20 protein-coding genes are annotated in these 25,744 nt (G+C 63.0%); 15 read left to right on the top strand and 5 right to left on the bottom strand.

The features are described from left to right. Positions 1-20: 20 nt before the first annotated feature. Entirely contained in the window at positions 21-1,292 is a 1,272-nt protein-coding gene (locus D0Y96_RS17820; RefSeq protein WP_158562467.1) for an EAL and HDOD domain-containing protein, read from the top strand. A gap of 36 nt (positions 1,293-1,328) precedes the next feature. Here D0Y96_RS17820 and D0Y96_RS17815 read toward each other — a convergent pair whose 3' ends face one another. Further along, positions 1,329-2,210, bottom strand: a complete 882-nt coding sequence (locus D0Y96_RS17815) for a YihY/virulence factor BrkB family protein (RefSeq protein WP_158562466.1) — start codon at positions 2,208-2,210, stop codon at positions 1,329-1,331. 123 nt (positions 2,211-2,333) lie between these two features. Here D0Y96_RS17815 and D0Y96_RS17810 point away from each other — a divergent pair, with 123 nt between their 5' ends. Both D0Y96_RS17810 and D0Y96_RS17805 read left to right on the top strand, forming a co-directional pair. Then, on the top strand, positions 2,334-2,861 hold the full coding sequence (locus tag D0Y96_RS17810; RefSeq protein WP_158562465.1) for a DinB family protein: 528 nt from the start codon (positions 2,334-2,336) through the stop codon (positions 2,859-2,861). 501 nt (positions 2,862-3,362) lie between these two features. After that, positions 3,363-3,710, top strand: coding sequence for a helix-turn-helix domain-containing protein (locus D0Y96_RS17805; protein WP_117302578.1), 348 nt, complete (start codon positions 3,363-3,365; stop codon positions 3,708-3,710). A 202-nt stretch (positions 3,711-3,912) separates the two neighbouring features. Here D0Y96_RS17805 and D0Y96_RS17800 read toward each other — a convergent pair whose 3' ends face one another. Continuing rightward, positions 3,913-4,791: a rhomboid family intramembrane serine protease gene (locus tag D0Y96_RS17800; RefSeq protein WP_117302576.1), complete on the bottom strand. Its 879-nt coding sequence runs from the start codon at positions 4,789-4,791 to the stop codon at positions 3,913-3,915. Between the two features lie 233 nt (positions 4,792-5,024). Here D0Y96_RS17800 and purH point away from each other — a divergent pair, with 233 nt between their 5' ends. Beyond that, complete coding sequence (gene purH / locus D0Y96_RS17795) at positions 5,025-6,617, top strand: bifunctional phosphoribosylaminoimidazolecarboxamide formyltransferase/IMP cyclohydrolase (protein WP_117302574.1); 1,593 nt, start codon at positions 5,025-5,027, stop codon at positions 6,615-6,617. A 101-nt stretch (positions 6,618-6,718) separates the two neighbouring features. Here purH and D0Y96_RS17790 read toward each other — a convergent pair whose 3' ends face one another. Then, the gene (locus tag D0Y96_RS17790; RefSeq protein ID WP_147325118.1) at positions 6,719-6,907 is read right to left on the bottom strand and encodes a hypothetical protein; all 189 of its coding nucleotides are present in this window, start codon (positions 6,905-6,907) and stop codon (positions 6,719-6,721) included. Positions 6,908-7,007: 100 nt separating this feature from the next. Here D0Y96_RS17790 and D0Y96_RS17785 point away from each other — a divergent pair, with 100 nt between their 5' ends. Both D0Y96_RS17785 and D0Y96_RS17780 read left to right on the top strand, forming a co-directional pair. Beyond that, positions 7,008-7,271, top strand: coding sequence for an antitoxin (locus tag D0Y96_RS17785; RefSeq protein ID WP_117302570.1), 264 nt, complete (start codon positions 7,008-7,010; stop codon positions 7,269-7,271). Next, a complete protein-coding gene (locus tag D0Y96_RS17780; RefSeq protein WP_117302568.1) occupies positions 7,268-7,705 on the top strand; it encodes a type II toxin-antitoxin system VapC family toxin in 438 nt (145 codons plus the stop codon). The genes D0Y96_RS17785 and D0Y96_RS17780 overlap by 4 nt, the downstream gene beginning before the upstream one ends. Positions 7,706-7,764: 59 nt before the next feature. Here D0Y96_RS17780 and D0Y96_RS17775 read toward each other — a convergent pair whose 3' ends face one another. Then, positions 7,765-10,425 carry a glycoside hydrolase family 3 C-terminal domain-containing protein gene (locus D0Y96_RS17775; RefSeq protein ID WP_252263899.1) on the bottom strand — a complete coding sequence of 887 codons (2,661 nt, stop codon included), beginning with the start codon at positions 10,423-10,425 and terminating at the stop codon, positions 7,765-7,767. A 322-nt stretch (positions 10,426-10,747) separates the two neighbouring features. Here D0Y96_RS17775 and D0Y96_RS17770 point away from each other — a divergent pair, with 322 nt between their 5' ends. The 3 genes from D0Y96_RS17770 to D0Y96_RS17760 all read left to right on the top strand — a co-directional run bounded on the left by D0Y96_RS17770 (position 10,748) and on the right by D0Y96_RS17760 (position 14,995). After that, the gene (locus D0Y96_RS17770; protein WP_117302565.1) at positions 10,748-12,865 is read left to right on the top strand and encodes a tetratricopeptide repeat protein; all 2,118 of its coding nucleotides are present in this window, start codon (positions 10,748-10,750) and stop codon (positions 12,863-12,865) included. A gap of 87 nt (positions 12,866-12,952) precedes the next feature. Then, on the top strand, positions 12,953-14,152 hold the full coding sequence (dgt, locus tag D0Y96_RS17765; protein WP_117302563.1) for a dGTP triphosphohydrolase: 1,200 nt from the start codon (positions 12,953-12,955) through the stop codon (positions 14,150-14,152). Between the two features lie 150 nt (positions 14,153-14,302). After that, positions 14,303-14,995 carry a LolA family protein gene (locus D0Y96_RS17760; RefSeq protein WP_252263898.1) on the top strand — a complete coding sequence of 231 codons (693 nt, stop codon included), beginning with the start codon at positions 14,303-14,305 and terminating at the stop codon, positions 14,993-14,995. Here the strand turns inward: D0Y96_RS17760 and D0Y96_RS17755 are convergent. Further along, a complete protein-coding gene (locus D0Y96_RS17755) occupies positions 14,952-16,340 on the bottom strand; it encodes a glycosyltransferase family 39 protein (RefSeq protein WP_117302561.1) in 1,389 nt (462 codons plus the stop codon). The two genes, D0Y96_RS17760 and D0Y96_RS17755, sit on opposite strands and share 44 nt — an antisense overlap. A gap of 143 nt (positions 16,341-16,483) precedes the next feature. Here D0Y96_RS17755 and D0Y96_RS17750 point away from each other — a divergent pair, with 143 nt between their 5' ends. The 6 genes from D0Y96_RS17750 (at position 16,484) to D0Y96_RS17725 (ending at position 25,724) form a co-directional block, all read left to right on the top strand. Continuing rightward, positions 16,484-19,987, top strand: coding sequence for a polysaccharide deacetylase family protein (locus D0Y96_RS17750; RefSeq protein WP_117302559.1), 3,504 nt, complete (start codon positions 16,484-16,486; stop codon positions 19,985-19,987). A gap of 222 nt (positions 19,988-20,209) precedes the next feature. Beyond that, positions 20,210-20,614: a hypothetical protein gene (locus D0Y96_RS17745; RefSeq protein ID WP_117302557.1), complete on the top strand. Its 405-nt coding sequence runs from the start codon at positions 20,210-20,212 to the stop codon at positions 20,612-20,614. A gap of 200 nt (positions 20,615-20,814) precedes the next feature. After that, positions 20,815-22,665 (top strand): glycoside hydrolase family 15 protein, encoded by a 1,851-nt coding sequence (locus D0Y96_RS17740; RefSeq protein WP_117302555.1) that lies wholly within the window; start codon positions 20,815-20,817, stop codon positions 22,663-22,665. Between the two features lie 26 nt (positions 22,666-22,691). After that, on the top strand, positions 22,692-24,428 hold the full coding sequence (gene treZ / locus D0Y96_RS17735) for a malto-oligosyltrehalose trehalohydrolase (protein WP_117302553.1): 1,737 nt from the start codon (positions 22,692-22,694) through the stop codon (positions 24,426-24,428). A gap of 91 nt (positions 24,429-24,519) precedes the next feature. After that, complete coding sequence (locus D0Y96_RS17730) at positions 24,520-25,353, top strand: sulfite exporter TauE/SafE family protein (protein ID WP_117302551.1); 834 nt, start codon at positions 24,520-24,522, stop codon at positions 25,351-25,353. Beyond that, the gene (locus D0Y96_RS17725; protein ID WP_350449113.1) at positions 25,350-25,724 is read left to right on the top strand and encodes a DUF1634 domain-containing protein; all 375 of its coding nucleotides are present in this window, start codon (positions 25,350-25,352) and stop codon (positions 25,722-25,724) included. The genes D0Y96_RS17730 and D0Y96_RS17725 overlap by 4 nt, the downstream gene beginning before the upstream one ends. Positions 25,725-25,744 lie beyond the last annotated feature (20 nt).

The following is a 25,744-nucleotide window of genomic DNA, read 5'->3' as shown; positions in this document are numbered from 1 at the left end:
AACCCGCCGATAACTCCGGCATGACCCTGTCCCAGGCAATGATCGGTGGTGTGGATGGCGGCCGGGGAGCAGAGGCTGAGGAGAGCCGCTCCCGCCTGGTGGCGCGGCAGCCTATTTTCGATGCCAGTCTGAACCTCTACGGCTACGAGATTCTCTATCGCTCCGGGCCGGAGAACCTGTTTCGCGGCGATCCGGACGCAGCGAGCCGCCAGGTGCTCGACACCATGCTGGGCATGGCCTACCGCTCCCCCGTGGAGCAGCCGGTGGCCTTTATCAACTGCACGCGCGAGACGCTGGTCGAGCAGCTGGTGACGCTGCTGCCGGCGCAGAGCACGGTGCTGGAGGTGCTGGAGTCGGTGGTTCCGGACGGAGAGGTGATGGAGGCCTGCCGGGATCTGCGGGATGCCGGCTACCGCCTCGCGCTCGACGACTTTGCGCCGGACGATGCGCGGCTGCCGCTGCTCGAGCTCGCGGATTTTGTGAAGGTGGATTTCCGGGCCTGCGATGCGGCCGCCCGGCGGCGTGTATATGAGCTCGCGAGCCGCAGACGGGTGCGGCTGGTTGCGGAGAAGATCGAGGACGAGCAGGAGCTGCAGCAGGCGCGCCATGAAGGGTGCACCTTTTTTCAGGGATATTTCTTTGCGCGGCCGGCCATGCTCGAGACGAAGCGGATTCCGCAGGACCGGACGCTGTATCTGCGGCTGCTCAGCGAGCTGTGCCATGTTCCGCTGCGCCTGCGGGAGATCGAGCGGGTGGTGATGCAGGAGGCTTCGCTCTGCTACCGGCTACTGCGGATGGTGAATTCGGCACGCTACGGGCAGCGGAATAAAGTGACCTCGGTGCGCAGCGCGATCCTGCTGGCGGGCGAGATGGAGTTCCGCAAGCTGGTGACGATTGCGCTGGCGGGCGAGCCGACGCCGCGGTCGCGGGCGGTGGTGTCGCTGGCGCTGCAGCGGGCCTGCTTCTGCGAGCTGCTGGCGCCGATGACGGGGCAGAACCCCGACGAGCAGTATCTGATCGGCATGCTCTCGCTGATGCCGGCGCTGCTGCGCATTCCGATGGAGCAGCTGGTGGAGGGTCTGCCGCTCGATGAGCCGGCCAGGCAGGCGCTGCTCGGCGCCAACAACGGGCATGCGCTGCCGCTGGCGATTCTCGCCGACTTCGAGCAGGGCCGGTGGCAGGAGTGCGAGCGGCGCTGCACGGAGGCGAATATCGTCTCGGAGGGCATCGAGCCGCTCTATGCGCAGTCGGTCACCAGCGCCGATGCGATGCTCGACGAGCAGCAGCACTGAGCAGAGACACCAGGGATTCACGCTGACGGCGTTTCGTCAGGGCAGCGGCCTGCGCGGCAGGCAAAGCTGCTTGCGCCGCTCCGCATTGAGCTCGGCCCCGGTGAGCACGGCGAGCGACGTGATGTAGAGCCACAGCATCAGGCTGATGACCGCGCCCAGCGATCCGTAGGCGATGTTGTAGTGCGTGAAGTGGTCGAGATAAAACGTGAGACCGACGGAGCCGGGAAACCAGACGCCGATGGCGAGAGCCGCGCCGGGAAGCGTCTCGAAGAAGCTCTGCCGCGTATTGGGTCCGAGAAAATAGACCAGCTCAAGAGCCGCCAGAAAGGTGATGACGGTGATCAGCATGCGCAGCCCCGGCCACAGCCGGCCGAGCGAGCGCGGCAGCGGGAAGATGGCGGCCAGGAAGTGTCCGAAGTGCGGCCCGGCCACCAGAACAAGAAGGCTGATGAGGATGAGGCCGCCGCTGGTGAAGGCCAGCAGCAGAGCCTGCAGGCGGTCGCGCCACCAGGGACGCGAGGCCTCGACGTCGTAGGCGATGTCGAGCGCGGTGATGAGCGAGGTGAAGGCTCCGGTGGAGGACCAGAGATAGCCGAGAATACCGAGTGAGAGGATGCGGGTGTGGCCGGGCGTGAGAAAGCCGGCGACGATCTTCTCGACCATGCTGAAGGAGTCGCGCGGCACGAGCGTCGCCATGAGGTGAAGCAGCTGCTGAAAGAGATGGGGAATGGGCAGGTACGACATCAGCGAGCCCATGACGATGAGCAGCGGGATCAGAGAGAGCAGGGAGAAGAAGGCGAGTCCGGCGGCGTTGTCGAAGGCATGCGTGCGGTAGAGCTCGTTCCAGACCGTGACGGCGAGCTTCCGGCTGGTCGTGCACCGGGTGCGGAATGCGGCGAAGCTTTTGCTGGTTCGCATCCTGCGCTGCGCTCTGGCACGATAAGGAAGCACGGGCACCTGCGTGGAGAAGTTGTGGTCGTGCCTGTACGCCGATGTGAATTTTCCGGTTCCGGATGTGCGCAGCTCCGGGCGGCAGCGAATATGGAGGCACACAACGTGATGAACGAGCCGCAGAAGACCATGAACGAGCTTCAGAAGACACTGATCGGCAATGGAGTGGCCGCTGCGCCGGAGAGGATTCTCGAGGCGCTCGACGAGGCCACGACGCACCGTTGCCTCGCGGGAGCGCCGCACACGATCTACGAAGAGGTGTGGCACCTGGCCTTCTGGCAGGAGATCAGCCTGAAATGGATCGAGGGCGATGCGGTGCCCTTTCCCGGGCATGCGGCCGAGGGCTTTCCGCCTGCGGACGGCGGGGAGCCGTGGGAGACCCTGTGCCACCGTTTTCTTGCGGGCACGGAGCGCGCGGCAGAGCTGGCCGGCGATGCGCAGAAGATGGCGGCGAGGGTGGTGTGCCCGACGCGCCCGGGGATCGATCCGCGGACCTGTCCGGCGCTGGAGCAGATGGAGAGCCTGGCGGCTCACAACACCTATCACCTGGGGCGCATCGTTCTGCTGCGGCAGATCTTCGGCTGCTGGCCTCCGCCGGCGGGCGGAGATACCTGGTAGCGCAGGCCGCCAGGCCGTTTCCGACGCGTGGCGGGAGCCGTAGCGCCCTCAGCAATACCCATGCGGCTATCCTCGGTAACTTCGTGGGACAGGACGGAAGGATTACTCCCGACGGCGTGCCCGCCTTCGAGAGAGCGCCGAAGTCACCAGCCCGCCGGATGAATGGGAAGATCGGTTCCGGCGCCGGGCATGCCTTCGGGAACCCGAATGATACCGGCGGCATCAGGCCTGCCGGTGCGAAGGATGTACAGGAGCGGATGAGCCGCTTTTTGTGCAGGAGCGGAGGCCGTAACCATGTTGTCGGATTGGGAACTGTCCCATTATGGGAGGAAGCGAATCTTATTTGATTCCTCCCATTACCTGAGTTCTATCTTTTGAGTTACCACTGATTTAAGAAAGAACTTGCGCATCGTTTTCTGCACATGTTAACTATGCAGCCAACATTGCGTACAATTCTGCCTTGCAGTGTACAGGGGAAAGTGTGGACGATAGAGAGCGTCTATGAAAATTGGAACGACGATTCGCGGTTATCGATTGCAGAAGGGGTTGTCACAGGGAGACATTGAGAAGCGCACCGGGCTTTTGCGGTGTTACCTGTCGAGGGTAGAGAACGGTCATACGGTTCCATCGCTTGATACGCTGGCGAAGATCGCGCATGCGCTGGATTTACCACTGGCTCAGTTTTTTGCCGAGGATACGCTGGGCAGGGAGCTGAATACACAGAAGCTGAGCGATGATGAGCTCCGCTTCCTGACGCAGATTCGGCGGTACTCCTCGAATCTGAACGACAGCGACCGGAAGCTGCTTCTGGCGATGGTCAGGAAATTTGCCGCTACGGCTGTTCGCTGATCGTTTGATGCAAAAGCAATTATTACCGGACTAAAGAAGCAGTTATCCCCCGGTTTTACAGGTATTGAGGGGCAGGCTCACACCCACAGGGCCTGCCAGACCACTCCCCCGGCCGGTCTGTTCCTTCCTCATCTTCCAGCGACATTCCGGCTTATTCAGAAGCAGCCCTGCCCAGGGGCGTGTTTCGAGGCTTCCACCTGCGTCAGCGGTAGTAAGAATACACGCCGAAGGTCAGCAGAAGGAGCACGAAGCTCATTCCGACGACGGCGAGCGTACGGCGTCGCTCGAAGGTCTGGCGCGGCGCGCCGATGCGGGGGACCAGCGGGAGGCCGAAGGCGAGTCCGCTGAGGAAGCCGCCGAGATGGGCCATATTGTCGACCTGCAGCGCGGTGCTTGCGATCCAGGTGCCTGCGCCGATGACGAAGTTGATGAGCGCGAAGTAGATGACGCTGCGGCGCAGCTTTTTGAGCTCGAACTGCGGGATGGGCAGCAGGGGCGATTTGAGGATGACGATGAGGACTCCGGCGAGTCCGAAGACGGCACCGGAGGCTCCGGCGCTGACGATGCCGCCGGCTCCCGGAAGCTGTGGATGGACGGCGGTGCTGAGCAGGTTGCCGGCCACGCCGGTGAGCACATACGCGGCAACGATGCCGAGCGGCCCCAGCAGCGGCTCGCCGAGCAGGCCGAGGTTCCACAGGCACCACATGTTGCTGAGCAGGTGAATCCAGCCGAAGTGGACGAAGATGGGCGTCAGCAGCCGCCACCACTGGCCGTGGACGACGAGGCCGCCGTTGCCGGCGGTAAGGCCGAAGAGCCAGTCGCCGCGCGTGGGGTCGGTGAGCGAGCCGCCGCTGACCAGCATGGCGAGAAAGACCGCGCAGTTGATGCCGACCAGAGCGTAGGTGGCGGGTGCGGAGGCCCAGTGGCTGCGCCGGGCGCGGGGCTGCGGCGCCTGCTGCTCGGGCGGCGGATACCAGCCGCGGGCCACGGGCGGGTACTCGCCCGGAGGCAGAATCTCCGGCTCGGAGCGAGCTGCCTCGTAGTGGTGACCGTGTTGTCCGCTGCCGTTCCAGTCCGACATCTTCTTTACCTTGTCTTCCTTCCGGATATCCTGTGTTTCTTTCCTCCGGATATCCAGTGTCCTTGTTTTCCAGACATCCAGTATCCTTTTTTCCGGACATCTTTTACCCTATCTTCCCCTCCGGCAGAAGACAAACCGCCGGTGACGGAATGAGCCACGCGCATGACAAGCCGTGATGCGGCCAATACAATTTTCTTTCACACACATCAGACGATTGAGACGGGAGAAACGATTTGAGCGGCAACAAAATTGTGCGCAGAGCACTGCTGAGCGTGACGGACAAGAGCGGGCTGGTCGAGTTTGCGGGGCAGCTGGCGGGCCATGGGGTGGAGCTGGTCTCGACCGGGGGCACGGCGCGGACGCTGCGCGAGGCGGGGCTGGCGGTGCGGGATATCTCCGACCTGACGGGCTTTCCGGAGATGCTGGACGGCCGGGTGAAGACGCTGCATCCGAAGGTGCACGGCGGGATTCTGCATATCCGGGGCAATGCAGAGCACCGGGCGCAGGTGGCCGAACACAGCATCGAGCCGATCGATATGGTCGTGGTGAATCTGTACGCCTTTGAGCAGACGGCGGCGCGGCCGGGGGCGACCTTCGCGGATGTGATCGAGAACATCGACATCGGCGGACCGTCGATGGTGCGGTCGGCGGCGAAGAACTTCGACGATGTGGCGATTGTGACCGCGGCGGGGGATTATCCGGCGCTGGCGGAGGAGATGGCGGCGCATGGCGGAGCGCTGAGCCGCGAGACGCGCTGGCGGCTGGCGAAGCAGGCCTTTGCCACGACGGCGGCCTACGACACGGCCATCGCCAATGCCCTTGAAAAGATCACGAGCGACGAGGCGGAAGCCCCCGTGGTCTTTGCCGGGCCGGCCGAGGCGGAGTTTCCGAAGGCGCTGCGGATCGTCTATCCGCTGGGACAGGCGCTGCGGTACGGGGAGAATCCCCACCAGCGGGCGGCGCTGTATGTGGATGGCAGCGGCGCGGGCATTGCCGGAGCGAAGCAGCTGCAGGGCAAGGAGCTGAGCTACAACAACCTGGTGGATCTGGATGCCTGCTGGGAGCTGGTGCAGGAGTTCGACGAGCCGGGTGTGGCCATCATCAAGCATACGAATCCCTGCGGCGCGGCGACGGGCGCGACGCTGGCAGAGGCCTATGCGAAGGCGCTCGAGGCCGATCCGGTGTCGGCCTTCGGCGGCGTGATCGGCATCAATCGCGAGGTGGACGGCGCGGCGGCGGAAGAGATTGCGAAGCTGTTTGTGGAGGCGATTGCGGCTCCTTCGTTCTCAGCAGAAGCGCTGGCGCGGTTCGGCGCGAAGAAGAACCTGCGCCTGGTGGAGGTGAAGCCGGCGCGGACGGCGCGGGTGATCAAACAGGTCTCGGGCGGGCTGCTGCTGCAGGATGCGGACCGGGGACGCGTGACGCTGGCCGAGCTGAAGGCGGTCACGCAGCGGACGCCGACCGAAGACGAGCTGGCGGCGATGCTGTTTGCCTGGCGCGTGTGCAAGCACGTGAAATCGAACGCGATCGTCTATGCGCGGGGCGGATTGCGCAACGGACAGATGCTGAGCGCGGGCGCGGGGCAGACGAGCCGCGTGGATGCGGCGAAGTTCGGCGCGATGAAGGCGGTGCTGCCGCTCAGGGGCTGCGTGGCGGCGTCGGACGCGTTCTTCCCGTTCCCGGATGGACTGGAAGTCGTGGCCGAGGCAGGCGCGACGGCGGTGATCCAGCCAGGCGGGTCGGTGCGCGACGCGGACGTGATTGCCGCGGCGGACAAGCTGGGGATTGCGATGGTCTTTACGGGCATGCGGCACTTCCGCCACTGAGCTTGCCGGGACTGGCGGACGCGCCTGCGGCGCAGTGCTGGCCGCACGGGCAAAGGCGCCTGCGGTGCAAAAGCTGCGGAGCAGGAACATTTGCGGCAAAGCTATAAGCGTTTGTAAAGCTCGCTTCTGTCAAAGTGCCAGTTGTCTGAATCCCCTGTGCCGGAAAGACTGCGGAGTTCAGCGATACGCTGCTCCGCAGAGATATCACCGGCCAGTTCCTGAAGAGAATCGCAGATCGATGGGTCGAGGTTCCTGCCGACGTTTTCCGCTTTTTGTCCGGTACCGACCATCAGATTGTTCGTTGGTGGAAAGTATGAGTGTATGCCAGCATTTTCCGGCAAGTCGGTATAGTCATCATCGCATCATCATTAGTGATGCTATGATGCTTTCATGAGGACAACCATCACCCTCGATGCCGATGTTGCCGATTTGCTGCGCCGGACGGTTCAGGAACGGAATGTTTCTTTCAAAGAGGCCGTGAATGAAGCGATCCGGACCGGTCTGAAGGAAGTTGCCCATGCCCACCGGCAGCCTTTCCGGCAGAAAACGGTCTCGCTGGGCGCCGAGCAGCACTTTCGATGGGAGAAAGCCCTGAGTACGGCGGCTGCTCTGGAGGACGAAGATCTGGTCCGGAAGATGGCGCTGCGCAAATGATCCTGGTTGATGTCAATCTGCTGATTTACGCGGTCAACGAGGACGCGCCGGAGCACAGGGTCATTCGCGAGTGGCTGGAGAAGACCTTGTCCAGCGGGGAAGAGGTTGGATTTGCCTGGGTGGTGTTGCTGGCCTTTCTTCGCCTCACGACCCGGCAGGGACTTTTTACGAAGCCATTGCCGGTGAAAACCGCGTTTGAGCTGATGGAGAGCTGGCTGGAACAGCCTGCGGCTTCAGTCGTGCATCCGGGGCCAAAACATTTCACGCTGCTGCGGAAGCTGCTGGAGGACTCAGGCACAGGCGGCAATCTGACCACGGATGCCCATCTGGCCGCGATGGCGATCGAGCGTGACGCAGAGCTTTGTTCTCTGGATCGGGATTTTGCGCGCTTTGCCGGACTGAGGTGGAGGAATCCGCTGCTGAAAAAATCGTAGCCTGAGCAAAAGGCCTCTCCGAAGAGAGGCCTTTTGTTTTCCTGCGGAGTGCTGCCTGTTTATTCCGGCAGGCTGGATTCACCGGTGATGGTGAGTTTCTGTGAGACGCCTTCGCCTTCTTCGGGCTGGCTGCCGCCGGCGTAGACCTGGTAGCTGCCTGCGCGGACGGCGCGCTTGCCATCGCTGTCGACCTCGCTGAGCTGGCGCGGCGAGAGATCGAACTTCACGGTGGTGCTGGCGCCGGGCGCGAGATGCACGCGGCGGAAGCCCTCGAGGGAGCGCAGAGGCATGGGGCTGCTCTGCGGCGGGATGAGGTAGAGCTCGGCGACTTCGTCTCCGGCGCTGCCGCCTTTATTGGTGACGGTGACCTCGGCGGTAAGCGCTTTGCCGGCTTCGAGCGAAGTGGTGGAGAGCTTTAGTCCGGAGTAGGCGAACTTCGTATAGCTAAGGCCGTATCCGAAGCCGTAGAGCGGCTCTCCGGTGAAGTAACGGTAGGTGCGGTTCTTCATCGAGTAATCGGTGAAGGGCGGCAGCTGGCTGTCAGATGCGTAGAAGGTGATCGGCAGGCGCCCGGCGGGGTTGTAGCGGCCGGTGAGCACGTCGGCGATGGCCTCGCCTCCGGCTTCGCCGGGGTACCAGGCTTCGATCAGAGCCGCGGCGTGCTCCTTCGACCAGGTCATGGCTACGGCGCTGCCGCTCATGAGCACAACGACGACGGGCTTGCCGGTCTGGGCCAGGGCTTCGAGCAGGTCCTTCTGTTCCTGGGGCAGATCGATGTTGGTGCGGTCGCCGCCGATGAAGCCGTCGAGATCGACCTTCATCTCCTCGCCTTCGAGGTTGGGAGAGAGGCCGACGAAGGCCAGCACCAGGTCGGAGCTCTGCGCCGCCTTTACGGCTTCGGCGCGGAGAACGCCGGCGGGCGGCTGCCACTCGAAGGTGATGCCGGCGCCGAAGAGGCCGTCGTGGTGGGCATACTCGATGCGCAGGGCATGCGGACCGGTGCTGGTGAGATCGAGGACGAAGTCGGTTGCGGGGTGCTCATGCCAGTTATTGGTGTTCTGCGTGGAGTTGGTGTAGACCTGCTTGCCGTCGAGCCAGATGGAGTAGGAGTCGTGCTCCTTGCAGGCATGGCACTGGCCCTGGCGGACGGAGAAGTGGTATTTGCCGGGCGCGGGAGCGGAGATGAATCCGGTCCAGCGAACGCTGAAGTCTTTGTAAAGGAAGTCGGTGTGGTTGCTGCCCTGGAGCGGGCTGGCCGCGTTCCAGTCGAAGTCGACCTGCTTGTCGACGCGGGTCAGAGCGGGCGAGCCGGAGAACTGCGGGTTGGAGAAGTATTCGCCCTTCAGGCCTTCCTGCTTTGAGGACTCGGCGGGGCGAAGCACGGTGCGGGGAACGGGCACGACCATGCCCTGCACATAAGACGAGCCCTGCTGATAGGTGACGGTGGCTTTGCCGCGCAGAGCTTCCTCGATGCCGTCGACGGGCAGAACCGGATTCGAGGGGATGGCGTTGTAGTTGCCTTCGATCGCGGCCAGCGACGCGGCGTTGGGGCCGATCACGGCGACGCGATGGATGGATGGCTTGAGCGGCAGGACGCCGTCGTTCTTCAGCAGCACGATGGATTCTTCGGCCGTCTTCAGCGAGAGCTCGCGGTGCATGGGCGTGTTGTTTTCGGTGAAGGGAATCTGCGCATAATGCACCATCGAGGGCGGATCGAAGAGGCCGAGGCGCATGCGGGCGACGAAGAGACGCTTCAGCGAGACGTCGACCTCGGGCTCGGTGATGAGGCCCTCGCGGACGGCCTGGGGAAGGCCGCTGAATTCGGTGCCGCAGGCGGTGTCGGTTCCGGCCTTTACGGCGGCGGCGCTGGCGTGGGCAACGTCAGGCGAGTAGTGGTGGCCGGTCTTCGAGAAGAAGTCGGTGACGGCGCCGCAGTCGGAGGTGACGAAGCCCTGGAACTTCCACGCGTCGCGCAGATGATCCTTGAGCAGCATGTCGCTGGCGCAGGCCGGCACGCCGTCGATGGCGTTGTAGGCGCACATGATGGAGTCGGTGTGGCCCTCGGTGATGAGCGCGCGGAAGGCCGGGGTGTAGGTGTCCTCGAGATCGTGCGGGGAGACGTTGACGTTGAAGCGGTGACGGTCGGACTCAGGCCCGCTGTGCACGGCGAAGTGTTTGGGCGTGGCGATGGTCAGAAAGTACTTCGGGTCGTTGCCCTGGAGGCCGGTGGCGAAGGCGATGCCCATCCGGCTGGTCAGAAACGGATCTTCGCCGTAGGTCTCCTGCCCGCGGCCCCAGCGCGGATCGCGGAAGATGTTGATGTTGGGCGACCAGATGGTGAGGCCGAAGAAGATGCTGTGAATGTCGTCGCGGATGGCCTGGTTGTACTTCGCGCGCGCCTCGAGAGCGATGATGCCGGCGTCGTCGTGGAGCAGCGGCGCATCCCAGGTGGCGGCCAGGCCGATGGCCTGGGGAAAGAGGGTGGAGTAGCCCGAACGGGCGATGCCGTGGAGGCCTTCGCTCCAGTAGTCATACTCGGGAACGCCGAGGCGGGGAATGCCGGGCGCGTCATTATTCATCTGCGCGGCTTTTTCCTCGAGCGTCATCTGCGAGACGAGCGCGTCGACGCGTTTTTCGATGGGTTGCGAGGGATCGCGCCAGACGGATTCGGACTTCTGCGCGCTGGCGGCTGCGCCGCCGAACAGAAGTGATGCCGTCAACAGGCTGACAGCGCCCTGTCCCAGGCGCTTTCTGAGAGAATGACTGCTGCTCCACCATGGATTCACAGGATCGGCCCCCTGAATGTGTGAGGTTATTAAAGCGATTTAACGCCCGGCCAGAATCTTACACGGAGAGGCCGACGCCTGGCACTATTTCGCTGTGACAGAAAACCTTACACCTGCCGCCGGGGTTTGTGCAGCCGGGACCGGGTTACAATCGTCTTACGATACAGAGGGTGTCTCCATCGCGCCTGACAGGAGCATCCTGAGTGGTTTTTTGTCTTCAGGCAGGAAGGGTCGGGAGAGCACTTCTCCCATCGACATGAGCCGCAGGTTTTACCGTTTCTCCCTCTGCACGATTGCAACATTCGCTCTGGCTGCCAGTGTGTACGGCCAATCCACAAAGCCGGAGAACCGGGATACAGCGACCGCGGCCACCCCGGCCGCGAAGACTGCGGGAGCGGAAACAGCGGCGGACACACGCTCTTCCGGCTATTACCACTACATGCTGGCGCATGAATACGAAGAGATGGCCACCACCTACGGGCGGCCGGAGTATGCGAACCGCGCCATTGAAGAGTACAAGCTGGCGCTCGATGCCGATCCTTCGTCGAAATATCTGAACAGCCATCTGGCGGAGCTTTATTTCCGCACCGGACGCATCAAGGATGCGATCCTGGCGGCGCAGGACCAGATTAAAAAAGATCCGTCGGATCTGGATGCGCACAAGCTGCTGGCGAATATCTATCTGCGGTCGCTCGGCGACGGGCAGCAGGAGCCTTCGGCGCAGATGCTGCAGCTGGCGATCGGCGAATACCTGAAGATCACGCAGCTGGAGCCGAACAATGCCGAAGACCGTTTGCTGCTGGGCAGGCTGTATGCGGCGGCTCACGATTCGGCGAAGGCGGAAGAGCAGTTTCAGGCGGCGCGAAAGATCGATCCGGATTCGGAAGAGACGGTGCTGACGATTGCGCAGCTCAGCCTGGATCAGGGAGACACGAAGCACGCCATCAGCGTGCTGAACTCGCTGCCGGACGACGATCAGACGTCGCGGACGGAGTTTCTGCTGGGGCAGAGCTACGACCAGGAAAAGGACACGAAGAACGCGATCACCGCATACCGCAAGGCGCTGGGACTCGAGCCGGACAATCTGGACGTGGAGCGCAAGCTGGCCGATGCGCTGCTGAGCGACAACCAGTACGATCAGGCGCTGGCGGCTTACAAGGACATTGCAGAGGGCGATCCGGGCGATGCCCGCGCGCTGCTGCACCTGTCGGATATCTACCGGCATCAGGGCAAGTTCGAGCAGGCGCTGGGTGCGATCCGCAAGGCGAAGACGATCGCGCCGGATTCACTCGAGATCGACTATGACGAAGGGCTGCTGAAGGATGCGGTCGGCGACTTCGACGGGGCGGCGCAGGATCTGGAGAAGCTGGCGGAGAGCTCGGATCATCCGAGCGGACAGTATTCGAGCAGCGAGAAGAACAATCGCTATCTCTTCCTGGACCGGCTGGCCAATGTGTACCGGGAGCAGGGAAAGACGGACCTGGCGGTGGCCACGTATCAGAAGATGACCGCGCTGGGCGATGATTACGCCGAGCGGGCGTGGCAGTCGGAAGTGGATGCGCTGCGCGATGCGCATGAGTACGACAAGGCCGCCGATGTGGCGCGCACCGCGGCGGAGAAGCTGCCGAAGGATTCGTCGATTCAGCTTATGCTGGCGATGCAGCTTGCCGATACCGACCATGCCGACGAAGGTCTGGCGCTGGCGAAGGCGCAGCTGAAGAACACTTCCGACAATCGCGATGTGGATCTGGCGCTGGCGCAGATGTACACCCGCCTGCGCCGGTGGAAGGACGGAGAAGAGTCTCTGGATGCGGCCGAGAAGCTTTCGACGAAGCAGGACGATAAGCTGACGGTGTACTTTCTGCGCGGCGCGCTGCTGGAGCGGCAGAAGCGGTACGACGAGGCCGAGGTGCAGTTCCGCAAGGTGCTGGCCATCGATCCGGGCAACACGATGACCCTGAATTATCTGGGGTATATGCTGGCCGATCACGGCACGCGGCTGAACGAGGCGCTGGGCATGATTCAGAAGGCGGTGCAGCTTGATCCGCTGAATTACGCCTATCTCGACTCGCTGGGCTGGGCCTATTACAAGATGGGCCAGTACACGCAGGCGGAGAACAACCTGCGCAGGGCCAGCGAGCGCGACTCGATGGACCCGACCGTGCACGATCATCTGGGCGAAGTGTACGAGAAGACGGGACGGCTGAAGCTGGCGGCGGCGCAGTGGGAGCTTTCGCTGAACGAATATGCCCATACCGTCTCAGCCGATATGGACCCGGGCGATGTGGGCCGGGTGCAGAAGAAGCTGGACAGCGCCCGCGTTCGTCTGGCGAAGGAAGCCGGCAGCACGACGGTGGCTACACGGCCTAACTGACCGGACAGCCGGGAGCAGTTCTCGCACATGATGCAATCTCTGCAGCGGACAGCAGGACAGACGCCGGTGAGAGGCGGCCGCTGACCGATGGCGCACGCCGATCGTCCGCATGGCTCGCCGCTGCCTGCGGCCTGCGCCGTTTCCGATGAAGGCGCGCTGGCCGGGCGGCAGTTCGAGGAAGCTGCTCATCCCTACCGCAGCCCTTTCGAGCGCGACCGCGGACGCATCATTCATGCGCGGGCTTTTCGTCGTCTGGCGGGCAAGACCCAGGTCTTTACGCATCGCTGTTCCGATCACTTCCGTAGCCGCCTGACGCACACGATGGAAGTGGCGCAGATTGCGCGGACGATCGCGCGCACGCTGGGGCTGAACGAAGACCTGACGGAGGCGCTGGCGCTGGTGCATGACATCGGGCATCCGCCCTTCGGGCATGCAGGCGAGCGGGCGCTGGACGAGGTTCTGCGGCGGCATGGCCTGCGCTTCGATCACAATCTGCACGCGCTGCGCATCGTGGATCACTTCGAGCTGCGCTATCTGGCCTTTCGCGGGCTGAATCTGACGCTGGGCGTGCGCGAGGGGATCGTCAAGCATTCGCGGGATTACACGGAGGCCGACCATCCGGAGCTGAAAGGGCTGCTGCTGGACCGGCGTCCGCCGCTCGAAGCGCAGCTGATCGACCTGGCGGATGAGATTGCGTATCTGACGGCGGATCTCGATGACGGGCTGGAGGCGGAGATTCTGGAGCTCAGGGATATCCGGCGGGAGGTGACGCTCTTTGAGCGGTATTATGCGCCGCTCGAAGCGAGTCATCCGGGAGGCACGCCGAAGCTGCTGTTTTACGAGGCGCTGAAGCGCATGCTGAACGCGCTGGCCGGCGACCTGATCTCGGAGACGGCGTGGCGCGTGGAAGAGGGTGGCATCCGCGATCTCGGCGGCATACGGAATGCTGCGCAGCGGCTGGCCGGGTTTTCTCCGGAGATGGAGGATCTGCGGCTCGAAGCCAAGCGGTATCTGTATGAGAATCTCTACCTGAGCGACGATCTGCGGGCGGCTCACAAAGAGGCCGCACAGGCCGTGACGGGGCTCTTCGAGATGTGGATGGCTGATCCGTCGCTGCTGCCGGTGAGCTATCAGAGCCAGATCGCGGACGACGGCGCGCCCCGGGTGATCGGCGATTACATTGCCGGCATGACCGATACGTTCATTCTGACGCTGTATCGCGAGAGCGGAAGTGCGCGCAGCCAGGACGCCGAGTCCGGCGTGGAAGGAAAGCTGCGCAAACCTTAAAACTCCGCGCGCGCGGTATCTGCGAGAATGCGACAGGGCGCGGAATCGCAGGATAACGGTGGTCGGGGAAGACCATTGCGCCGGGAAGGCGCATCCAAGTGTGACAAGTGATGAAAGACAGGTGATCTGCTGAGAATGATGAAGATACGAATGAGGTTCAGCTCGCTTTTGCTGTTGTGTTTCCTTGCTATGCCGCTGGCTTCGCTCAACGCGCAGAGCGCGGATCTGCAGAAGGTCCTGAGTGAAATGGACGGAGCGGCGCAGAAGTTCCGCAGCGCCACCGCGGATTTTTCCGCCGATCAGTACACGGCCGTCGTGCAGTCGCACGAGATGCAGAAGGGAACGACGGCCTTCCGCCGGAACGGCAACGCCGTGGAGATGGCGGTACACATCGTCAGCGATAACGATCAGCCGTCGGAGCGGCAGCTGCTCTATAAGGACGGCGAGCTGGATTACTACCAGGCGAGCATTAAACAGGAGACGATCTTTTCCGCGGGCGCCAACCGGCAGCAGTACGAGAGCTTTCTGACATTGGGTTTCGGCGGAAGCGGCAGGGACCTTACCGCCTCCTGGAATGTGACGCTGCAGGGGATGGAAGCGATTGACGGCGTTCAGACGGCGAAGCTCGATCTGGTCTCGAAGCAGGACAGTGTGCGGAACAACTTCAGCCACATCACGGTGTGGATCGACCCGTCCCGCTCGATTTCGCTGAAGCAGGTCTTCTACGCGCCCTCAGGCGACACGCGCACGGTGACGTACAGCAATATCCGGTACAACACTTCGGTGTCGTCGAGTGTCTTTACGCTGCATGCGGCGCCGGGGACGGTGAAGGTGCGGAAGTAGAGTCCGGCGTGCCTCGCGCGAAGGCGACGGCGGCGAGCACCAGCAGCACGGGAAAGCATTCGAGGGTATAGCGCGGCTCCGGTGCTTCGAGCGTGAGCAGCAGCGCGGAGCGCAGCAGGCAGAAGGCGATCATCGCGCCGCCGAGCCGCGGGTGTTTGCGCAGACCGGCGATGGCCGCGGCGAGGAAGAAGAGATTCAGCGCCGCGTAGGCAGCGCTGAACGCTGTTTCTCCTTTGTGGCGCTGAAACTGCCACCAGCGAAGCTCGATCCAGAGGAACTCGGTGCGTGGCCGCAGCCACATATCGGCGAGGCGTGCGAGCGGCAGCGCGACAAAGCAGCGGAAGGGATGGACGCGGACGCGCTCGGCGGCCAGCGCGGCGAAGCGCGCATCGAGCTGCGGGGTGAGCGTGAGGGTTGCGTTATAGGCGTCCAGAAGGTGTGCGGTCTCGGCGTACTGCTGCGGCGAATCAAAGGCGCGCAAGGGCAGAGCGTGAAGGTCGATCACGTCGTTGCCGGCGTTCCAGTACACGTCCCAGGTGCAGGCGAAGTCGACGCAGACGGTTTTGGTCCAGCGATTGAAGCCGGGGTCGGCGCTCTCGCCGGGATCGACGGCATAGCGGGGCGCGAGCGGCTGGAAGACGTGAAAGGTATGCCGGTTGCGGAGCGTCCAGGGCACGAAGGGCAGCACGGAGAGCAGGCCGCAGAAGAGCGCCGTCTTCAGCATGCGTGCTGTTCCCCACCGGCGGCGGCCGTACCAGATGAGTGCCGGGCAGAGAGTGAGGGCCAGAAGAGCGCCGTCGGGACGGAGCAGCGCGGCGCCGCTCCACGCAAGAGCCTGGAGCAAAAGCCAGCGGCGGCGGGGAAAGGCGAGATATCGCGCGAGGGAGTAGAAGGCGAGCGCGGTGAAGAAGAGCTCGGGCGTTTCGGTGAGAGGGATGGCGGCGTAGTTCGCGGTAAAGGGACAGAGCGCGGCGAGCCAGAGAGCCCACCAGGCGGCTGAAGTATTCCAGACGCGCTTTGCGAATGCGGCGATGAGCAGGCAGGTGGACAGATCCATGACGGCCTGCGTGTACATCACGGCGTGGTAATGCTCGATGCCGAAGAGGCGGAAGCAGAGGACGAGGAAGAGTGGATATCCGGGCAGGCGGATGAGCGTGGGATGAATGCCGGAGCCGCCGGAGAGGCCATAGATGCCGTGGAGCATCCAGTTCTTTGCGATGTCGCCGTAGAGGAGCGGATCGCCCTGTACCTCGGGGTAAGCGTGGATAAACCAGAGGCGCAGCGCGGCGCCGCAGGCCAGCGCGAGCAGTACGAGGCATCCTTTACGAGAGAGCGCGGCGGACATTGAGATGAATGATACAGGCGCGTAACAAGGGCACCACGGTCATGCAGAGAAGAGCGCGGAATGGCGTAGGATTTAAGGAAAGCGGAAATCTGTTTTGGATATTTCCCGTCATCCTGCTTTTTTGATTCGGACGAATCCCGGTAATGATGAAACAGATTTTTTACGATCCGCAGCGCAAACGCTGGAAACGGCTCCGGCGCATTATCGACGTCTCGGCGGCGCTGCTGACGATTGTGCTGGTGGTCTTCTTTTTCAGCGTGATCTCGCGGCAGACGCTGCCTGAGCTGCTGCTGCCCGCGCAGAAACGCAATTACCGGGCGCTGCGGACGGCGCAGCAGAACGATCTGAAGAGAGCGGCGGCGCGGACAGCGCGGCGCAGAACCCACCGCAGAGCCTCGGAGCTGACGCTGAACCAGGACGAAGGGCTGCGCGCGGCGTTCTACGTGAACGATCCGCCCAGCTATTCGGCGCTCAAGGCGCATATTCACCAGATCGATATGCTCTTTCCGGACTGGCTCCATGTGATCTCGACCGATGGAGAGCTGGTATCGGCGACGCCGTTGTTCCCCGTGCATATGTACAGCGTTGTGGACGCGGCGGGCGTGCATGGAGTGGACCCGGACAACAAAGTACGCCACGCGATTGAAGCGGCGAAGGAAGACACGGAAGTCTTTCCCATGCTGAACGACTTCAACGCGATTGCCGGCAAGTGGAATGGCGAGACCATCGGAAAGATGCTGGAGAATCCGGCCGCGCGCGAGCGCCTGCACGTGGAGCTGGATAAGTTTCTCTCGGCCAATCCTGGGTATCACGGCATCTGCCTCGATTTCGAGCAGGTTCCGGATAAGGATGAGAAGCTCTACACCGACTGGATCGCCGAGCTGCATCGCGACCTCCACGCGAAGAACCTGCGCATTTACGTGAACGTGCAGGTGAGCGCCGACGATGCGCTGCTGCACGATATGGCGGCGGGCAGCGATGGCATCATCCTGATGAACTATGACGAGCACGAGGAGGAGAGCGATCCGGGGCCGATTGCGAGCGAGCCCTGGTTTGAGGCGAACCTGGCTCACGTGCTGAAGGTGGTGCCGAAGTCGAAGCTGATCTGCGGCCTCGGCAACTATGGGTTCGACTGGTCGGTGCCGCTGCCGGAGAAGGGAAAGAAGCCCTCAGACAAAGTGCTGGATGTGGAGGACCTGACGGTGCAGGAGGCGTGGCAGCGGGCCTCCGATGCCGGCGCGGATGTTCACCTCGAAGGCGATACGCTGAATCCGCACTTTGCCTACGACGACGAGGACGCGCACGTGCGCCATCAGGTGTGGTTTCTGGATGGCGTGACGGGCCTGAATGAGATGCGCGCCGGGCGGCAGCTTGGGCTGAGAACCTTTGCGCTGTGGCGGCTGGGCGAGGAAGACGGCTCGCTGTGGTCGGTGTGGGATCATCCCGGCGCGAAGGACGCGCCGAATCTGCTGAAGATTGTTCCGCCTGGCCATGACGTGGATGCGGAGGGCGAGGGCGATATTCTGCGCATCACCGAGCTGCCGCAAAGCGGGCGGCGCAGCATCGAGATGGATGCGGATAACGACACCATCACCGATGAGAGCATGGACCAGCTCCCGCACTCCTATACGGTGCAGCAGTACGGGTACCATCCGAACGAAGTGGCGCTGAGCTTTGACGACGGGCCCGATCCGAAGTGGACACCGAAGATCCTCGACATTCTGAAGCAGTACAACGTCAAGGGCGCGTTCATGGTGATCGGCGAGCAGGCGCAGGACAATATCGGCCTGCTGAAGCGCTACGTTCGTGAAGGCCATGAGATCGGCAACCACACCTTCACGCATCCGGACATCAGCGAGGTCTCGCCGCGGCAGCTTGAGCTGGAGCTGAACTGGACGGAGCGGCTGTTTGCGGCGGAGCTGGGCGTGCAGCCGCTTTACTTCCGGCCGCCTTACGATATCGACGAAGAGCCGGAGACGACCGAGGAAGCGGCGCCGGCCTATCGCATTCAGCAGATGGGCTACACCATCATCGGCAACAAGATCGACACCGATGACTGGAACGAGCATCCGCGCAAGACGCCGCAGGAGATCACCGACAGCGTTCTGCAGCAGCTCGCCGACATGAAGACCGCTTCGTGGAAGCGGGGCAGCATCATTCTGATGCACGACGGCGGCGGCGACCGCGCGGCCACGGTGGCCGCGCTGCCCATGCTGATTACCACGCTGCGCAGCCGGGGATATACCTTTGTGCCCGTCTCCGCGCTGATGGGCAAGACCACGGCGGAGGTGATGCCGCCGATTGCGCCGCGCATGCGGTGGCAGGCGCGCATCGACGCGGTGGCCTTCTTCCTCTTCGCCTTCTTCGGGCACTTTGTGGTGGATGTCTTTTTCCTGGGCGACGTGCTGATGAGCGCCCGGCTGATTCTGGTGGGGATCTTTGCGCTGATCGACCGCATCAGAAAGCGCCGCGTTCCTCCGGGAGTCTATGAGCCGCGCGTGGCCGTGATCATTCCGGCCTACAACGAAGAGACGGTGATTGTGCGGACGATCCGCTCGGTGCTGCGATCCGATTACGCGAATATCCGCGTGATTGTTGTCGACGACGGCTCGAAGGACAACACCTGCGAGACGGCGCGCGCGGCGTATCCGAAGGAGATTGCCGAAGGCCGGCTGACGGTGATGACCAAGCCCAACGCGGGCAAGGCCGAGGCGCTGAATTTTGCGCTGCAGCAGCTGGATGAGGAGATATATGTCGGCATCGACGCCGATACGGTGATCGCGCAGGATGCGATCTCGAAGCTGGTCTGCCACTTTGCCGATCCGCGCGTGGGCGCGGTGGCGGGCAATGCGAAGGTGGGCAACCGCGTGAACCTGTGGACGCGCTGGCAGGCGCTCGAGTACATCACGAGCCAGAACTTCGAGCGGCGCGCGCTGGACCTGTTCAACGTGGTGACGGTGGTGCCGGGAGCGATCGGCGCATGGCGCACGGCGCCGGTGATGCGGGGCGGGATGTATCCGGTGAATACGGTCGCCGAGGATGCCGATCTGACGATGAACCTGCTGGAGCAGGAGTACAAGGTGATCTACGAGGACAAGGCTCTGGCGTTCACCGAGGCTCCGGTGAATGCGCGCGGGCTGATGCGGCAGCGCTTCCGCTGGTCCTTCGGCACGCTGCAGGCGGTCTTCAAGCACAAGCACGCCTTCCGCACGAACCGCGCGATGGGACTGTTCGCGCTGCCGAATATCGTGATCTTCCAGATTCTGCTGCCGCTGGTCTCACCGTTTATCGACCTGATGTTCGTTGCCGGGCTGATTCATTACCTGGCGGACCGGCACTTCCATCCGCAGACGGCGAGCGCGGCGAGCTTCGAGAAGCTGCTGACCTACTTCCTCGCGTTTCTGGTCATCGATTTCCTGACGTCGGCGCTGGCCTTCAGCCTGGAGCGGCGTCATCCGGCCAGCAAGGGCGACGGATGGCTGCTCTTCCACATCTGGCTGCAGCGATTCAGCTATCGTCAGCTCTTTTCGATCGTGCTGTTCAAGACGCTGAAGCGGGCCATCGACGGCAGGCCGTTCAACTGGGACAAGCTGGAGCGGACGGCGACGATGTCGCGCGCGACGGAGAAGATCACGGCAGGCGACTGACGGCCCGCGTTTTCTCTGTCAAGTGTCCCGAAGCTGATCCTGCCCGGTAACTGATTGTTTTTACATGCGATCAGCGCCGGTGAAAACTGGCATGCAGTTTTGCGCGGCTCACTAAAATAGAGGGAAAGAAGCAGCCTCACAAAAGGTCCGCCCCTGGCGGGCCTTTTTTATTTTCCGGAGAGGTGAGGCGGCTTCTGATCCGAAAGCATGCAAAGGATAGCTATGAGCAACATTTTCGTGAAGCTGGGAGTGGGCATCGCCGATGTGGGGAAGTGGGTTGCCGATGCGGTGAAGGGCGTGGTCGATCTTGCAACGAAGATCGAGACGATTCTGAAGGCGGAGAAGCCGCTGGAGGCCCCTTTTGTCGCGGGGCTTTCGACGGTGATGGCCGATGTGGAGGCGCTGATTTCAGCATCGGAGAGCGCGGTCAGCGCGGACGGGCTTAACTTTCCCGCCGATTCCAGGGTGTATTCGGAGTTTCTGACGCTGATCAGCGACTTTAAGAAGCTGGCTCCGGTGGTCGAGCAGGCGATTGCGATTCTGAACGGTAAACCAGCCGTTGTCGCAACCACGGCCACGGCATCGGCTGCGGCTCCGGCTCCGGCTCCGGCTGTGGCAAAGAACTGATCGCAGCAACGGGCTCATAACGGCCCTGCGGGGTCGCGTCCGGAGCCGGAATTTCAGACAGGAATCCGGCTCCGGAATCAGGCTTCGGAACCGGGAGCCTGCGCTCTCTTCGATGGCCGCGAGCAGTTCTGTGGCGAATCTGTGCATCCAATGGGAAGAAGTTATCCTGAATGGCTGGAGAGCGCGGAGCTGCTCGAAGAATGGCGCAGAAGATAGAAGATTACGCTGTCATTGGAGATTGCGAGACTGCGGCGCTGGTGGGCCGGAATGGATCGGTCGACTGGCTCTGCTGGCCGGACTTTGCCTCGGACGCATGTTTCGCCGCACTGCTGGGGTCGGAAGAGAACGGCTACTGGAAGATCTCACCGACAGAAGGCGAGTGGACGACGACGCGCAGATACGTCGATCACACGCTGATTCTCGAAACCACCTTCGAGAGCGATCAGGGCGCGGTCAGGCTGATCGATTTTATGCCGATCCGGGGCATCAACTCCGATCTGGTGCGTATCGTCGAAGGCGTGCGCGGGCAGGTGCCGATGCGCATGGAGCTGGCGCTGCGCTTCGATTACGGCCACATTCTGCCCTGGGTGACGCGCATCGAGGACGGAATACGCGCCGTGGCGGGACCGGCGCTGACGGTTCTGCATGGCTCGGTCGAGACCCACGGAGAAGACCTGACGACGGTGGCGGAGTTTACCGTCGGGCCGGGAGACCGGGAGTGGTTCACGCTGACCTACGGGGCCTCGCACAGGCCCGATCCAAAACCAATCGATGTGGAAGAGGCGCTGCGCGATACGGAGCGCTTCTGGAATAAGTGGATCTCGCGAGCCTGGCTGGACGGCGAGTGCTCGGATGCGATTGAGCGCTCGCTGATCACGCTGAAGGCGCTGACCTACCGGCCGACGGGCGGCGTGGTCGCGGCGGTGACGACGTCGCTGCCGGAGTGCCTGGGCGGCAGGCGTAACTGGGATTACCGCTACTGCTGGCTGCGCGACACAACCTTTACGCTGCTGGCGCTGATGAATGCGGGCTTTTACGAAGAGGCGACGGCGTGGCAGGAGTGGCTGCTGCGGGCGCTGGCCGGAAGTCCGGACCAGGTGCAGATTATGTACAGTATCTCGGGCAACCGCCAGTTGCCGGAGTGGGAGGTGAGCTGGCTGCCGGGGTATGAGAGCTCGGCGCCGGTGCGGGTGGGGAATGGCGCCTCGCTGCAGACGCAGCTCGATATTTACGGCGAGGTTCTCGACGCGTTTTTCCACTCGCAGCACGGCATGCGGCGGCGCTGCGCGAAGGATTTTCCGGCGCTGCAGGGACTGGTCGAGCACCTGGCCGATATCTGGCAGCAGCCGGACGAAGGCATCTGGGAGACGCGCGGCGGTCCGCAGCAGTTCACGTATTCGAAGGTGATGGCGTGGGTCGCCTTTGACCGCGCGGTGATGCTGGCGGAGAAGCTGAACCAGGAGAACGCTCCGGTTGAAAAGTGGAAGACGGTGCGGGACGCGATCCATGCGGAGATCTGCGCGAAGGCATTTGACGCGAAAAGCAACAGCTTTATGCGGTCTTATGGTTCGAGCGATCTGGATGCGTCTCTGCTGCTGATGCCGATGGTCGGCTTTCTGCCGTGGAGCGATTCGCGGGTGCGCGGCACGGTAGAGGCTGTCGAGCGCCATCTGACGCGGGATGGCTTTGTGCTGCGCTATGACTCGACGCAGGTGGAGGACGGTCTGCCGCCGGGCGAGGGAGTCTTTCTGGCGTGCAGCTTCTGGATGGTGAGCGCGCTGAAGGGCATTGGACGGGAAGACGATGCGCGCGCGCTGTTCAGGCGCCTGCTCACGCTGCGCAACGACGTGGGCCTGCTGGCCGAAGAGTACGATGTGAATCTGAAGCGGCAGGTGGGCAATTTTCCGCAGGCCTTTTCGCACATTTCCCTGGTGAATGCGGCCTTCGATCTCGAAGGCAGCGAGCGCGTGCAGAAGCGCTCGCATCGCAGCCATGCTCAGGGAGCCGGTGAGCCTGTGCCTTCGACAGCCGATGCCGGGCCGGAGCGCTGAACCACAACGTAACGTAAGGATGCTGCATGCACCGATTTCTGCTTTGGGCGCCAAAGGCGAAGACTGTCGAAGTGAAGGTCGAGGGCGCGAAACATGCGCTGGCTCCGCTGCCGGGGGGCTGGTGGGAAGCCAGCGTGAACGATGCGGGACCAGGCAGCGATTACGCATACTTTCTCGACGAAGAGGATCTGGCGCTGCCCGATCCGCGCTCACCGTGGCAGCCGTATGGCGTGCATGGCGCTTCGCGGATTCCGGATCACGCGGCCTTTCGCTGGACCGATGACGGATGGCAGGCTCCGGCGCTGCAGGATGCGGTGTTTTACGAGCTGCACATCGGCACCTTTACGCCGGAGGGAACCTTCGATGCGGCGCGTGAGCGGCTTGGATATCTGAAAGAGCTGGGCGTCACGCATGTCGAGCTGATGCCGGTGGCCTCGTTTCCGGGAAAGCATGGATGGGGCTACGACGGAGTGGACCTGTTTGCTCCGCATGAGCCGTACGGCGGACCGGAGGCACTGAAGCGGCTGGTGGATGCCTGTCATGCACAAGGGCTGGCCGTTGTGCTGGACGTGGTCTACAACCATCTGGGGCCTTCCGGAAATTACCTCGGCAAATTTGGTCCGTACTTTACGAGCGCGCACCATACGCCGTGGGGAGACGCAGTAAATCTGGAGGATCGCGGCAGCCACGAGGTGCGGCGGTTCTTCTGCGACAACGCGCGGATGTGGCTCGGAGAGTATCACTTCGACGGACTGCGCCTCGATGCGGTGCATGCGTATCTCGACCGGTCGGCGATTCGCTTTATGGAACAGATTGCGAGCGAAGCGCACGCACTGGAAGCGGAGACGGGCAGGCATGGTCTGATGATCGCGGAGAGCGACCTGAACGATCCGCGCATCGTGACGCCGCGCGAGGAGAACGGTTATGGAATGGACGCGCAGTGGAGCGACGACTTTCATCACGCGCTGGTGACGGTGCTGACCGGCGATCGCAGCGGCTACTATGCGGATTTCGGATCGATGGCCGATCTGGCGAAGTCGCTGAAAGAGGTCTTTGTTTACGACGGACGGTTCTCTCCGTATCGCGACCGGATGCATGGCCGCGCAGTGCCGGGGCTTCCGGGCTGGCGCTTTCTGGGATACGCGCAGAATCACGATCAGGTGGGGAATCGCGCAAAGGGCGAGCGGCTGATACATCTGACCAGCGCGGGGCGGGCGAAGATTGCGGCGGCGCTGGTGCTGGCTTCGCCGTTTGTGCCGATGCTTTTTCAGGGCGAGGAGTGGGGCGCGTCCTCGCCCTTTCAGTACTTCACCGATCACGAGGACCGCGAGCTGGGGCGGCTCGTCTCCGAAGGGCGCAAAAAGGAATTTGCCGCATTCGGGTGGAGCCCGGAGGAGATCCCCGATCCGCAGGATGAGGCGACCTTCGAGCGGTCGAAGCTGCAGTGGGCAGAGCGGGAGCGGCCGCCGCATGCGGAGCTGCTGCAGTGGCACCGCGATCTGATCGCCTTTCGCCGCTCGATGCCGGAGCTTCGCAACGGCAATCTGAGCGAGGTGCAGGTGCGCTTTGACGAAGAGGCGAAGTGGCTGGTGCTGCAGCATGGACGAGTGCATGTGGCGTTTACGCTGAACCCGGCGGGCAGTGAGATTGCGGTGCCGCAGCATGCGCATCTGGCGCTGCAGTCTGACGCTGCAGTCACGCTCGATCAGGGAAGGCTTCGTCTGCCGCAGGATTCGGTTGCGATTGCGGTCGAGCGCGCATAAAGCCTCTGCACGCGTGTACGGTCGGGTACGCGCAGGCGCTTTCCTGTTGCTCCGCGCACAGCCGCTCATCGTACATTGGTAGAAACGCGCGATGGATACGATGGCATTTTCCGGATGGATCTTTCTCAGCTCGCTGCTGGCTGGCCTGCTGGGAGCGCTGACGGGACTTGGCGGCGGCGTGGTCATTGTGCCGGTGCTCACCATTCTCTTTCACATCGATATTCGCTACGCCATCGGAGCCTCGCTGGTCTCGGTGATCGCCACTTCGTCGGGCGCGGCCGCTGCCTATGTGCGCGAAGGCTTCTCGAATATCCGCATCGGCATGTTTCTCGAGATCGCAACCACGCTGGGAGCGCTGCTGGGCGCATGGCTGACGGCGAAGGTGACGACGCATACGATCGGCATCCTCTTCGGCGTGGTGCTGCTCTACTCCGCATACAGCTCGCTCAGGGCAAGGCACGATCATCTGGACGCAAAGCCGGACGCGCTGGCTCTGAAGCTGAAGCTGAGCGGTTGTTTTCCGGGCGAGAATGGTCCGGAGAAGTATCTGGCGCATCGCGTGCCCGCGGGATTCGGACTGATGTTTGCGGCGGGAACGCTGTCGGGGCTGCTGGGGATCGGATCGGGCGCGGTGAAGGTGCTGGCCATGGATCAGGCGATGCGATTGCCGTTCAAGGTGTCGACAACGACCAGCAACTTCATGATCGGCGTGACGGCGGCGGCGAGCGCCGGAATTTATCTCAGCCGCGGTTACATTTCTCCGGGGCTGGCGATGCCCGTGATGCTGGGAGTGCTGGCGGGCTCGCTCGCGGGGTCGCATCTGCTGGTGAAAGCGAGGGTGCACACGCTGCGCGTGGTGTTTGCAGTGGTGATCGTCGCTCTGGGCGTGGAGATGATCTACAACAGCATGGCGGGGAAGCTGTGAAGGCCTGGGACGATCTGCGGATCGAGATCTACGTGGCGCGCATGCTGCGTACCGGCGTATTTCTGGCGGCGATTGTGGTGCTGGCCGGCGGCGTTCTCTATGTGGCGCAGTCGCACGGCCCGCGAAATGACTATACGCACTTTCACGGCGAGCCCCAGGCGCTGCGGAGTCCTTCCGGTATTGCTCACAGGGCCTGGGCGCTCGACGCGCGTGGACTGATTCAGCTTGGACTGCTGATTCTGATTGCGACGCCGGTGGCGCGCGTGGGGATGTGCGTCGCCGGCTTCTGGTTTGAGAAGGATCACCTGTATGTGATCGTCAGCGCTATCGTGCTCGCCATTCTGCTGTACAGCCTGTTCTTCGATCACTGAAAGGGCCTGCAGGCCCCTCT

Source organism: Paracidobacterium acidisoli, from assembly GCF_003428625.2.
Taxonomy (GTDB): domain Bacteria; phylum Acidobacteriota; class Terriglobia; order Terriglobales; family Acidobacteriaceae; genus Paracidobacterium; species Paracidobacterium acidisoli.
Note: the sequence above shows the minus strand (reverse complement) of the source record. Positions and strands in the feature narration are given on the sequence as shown.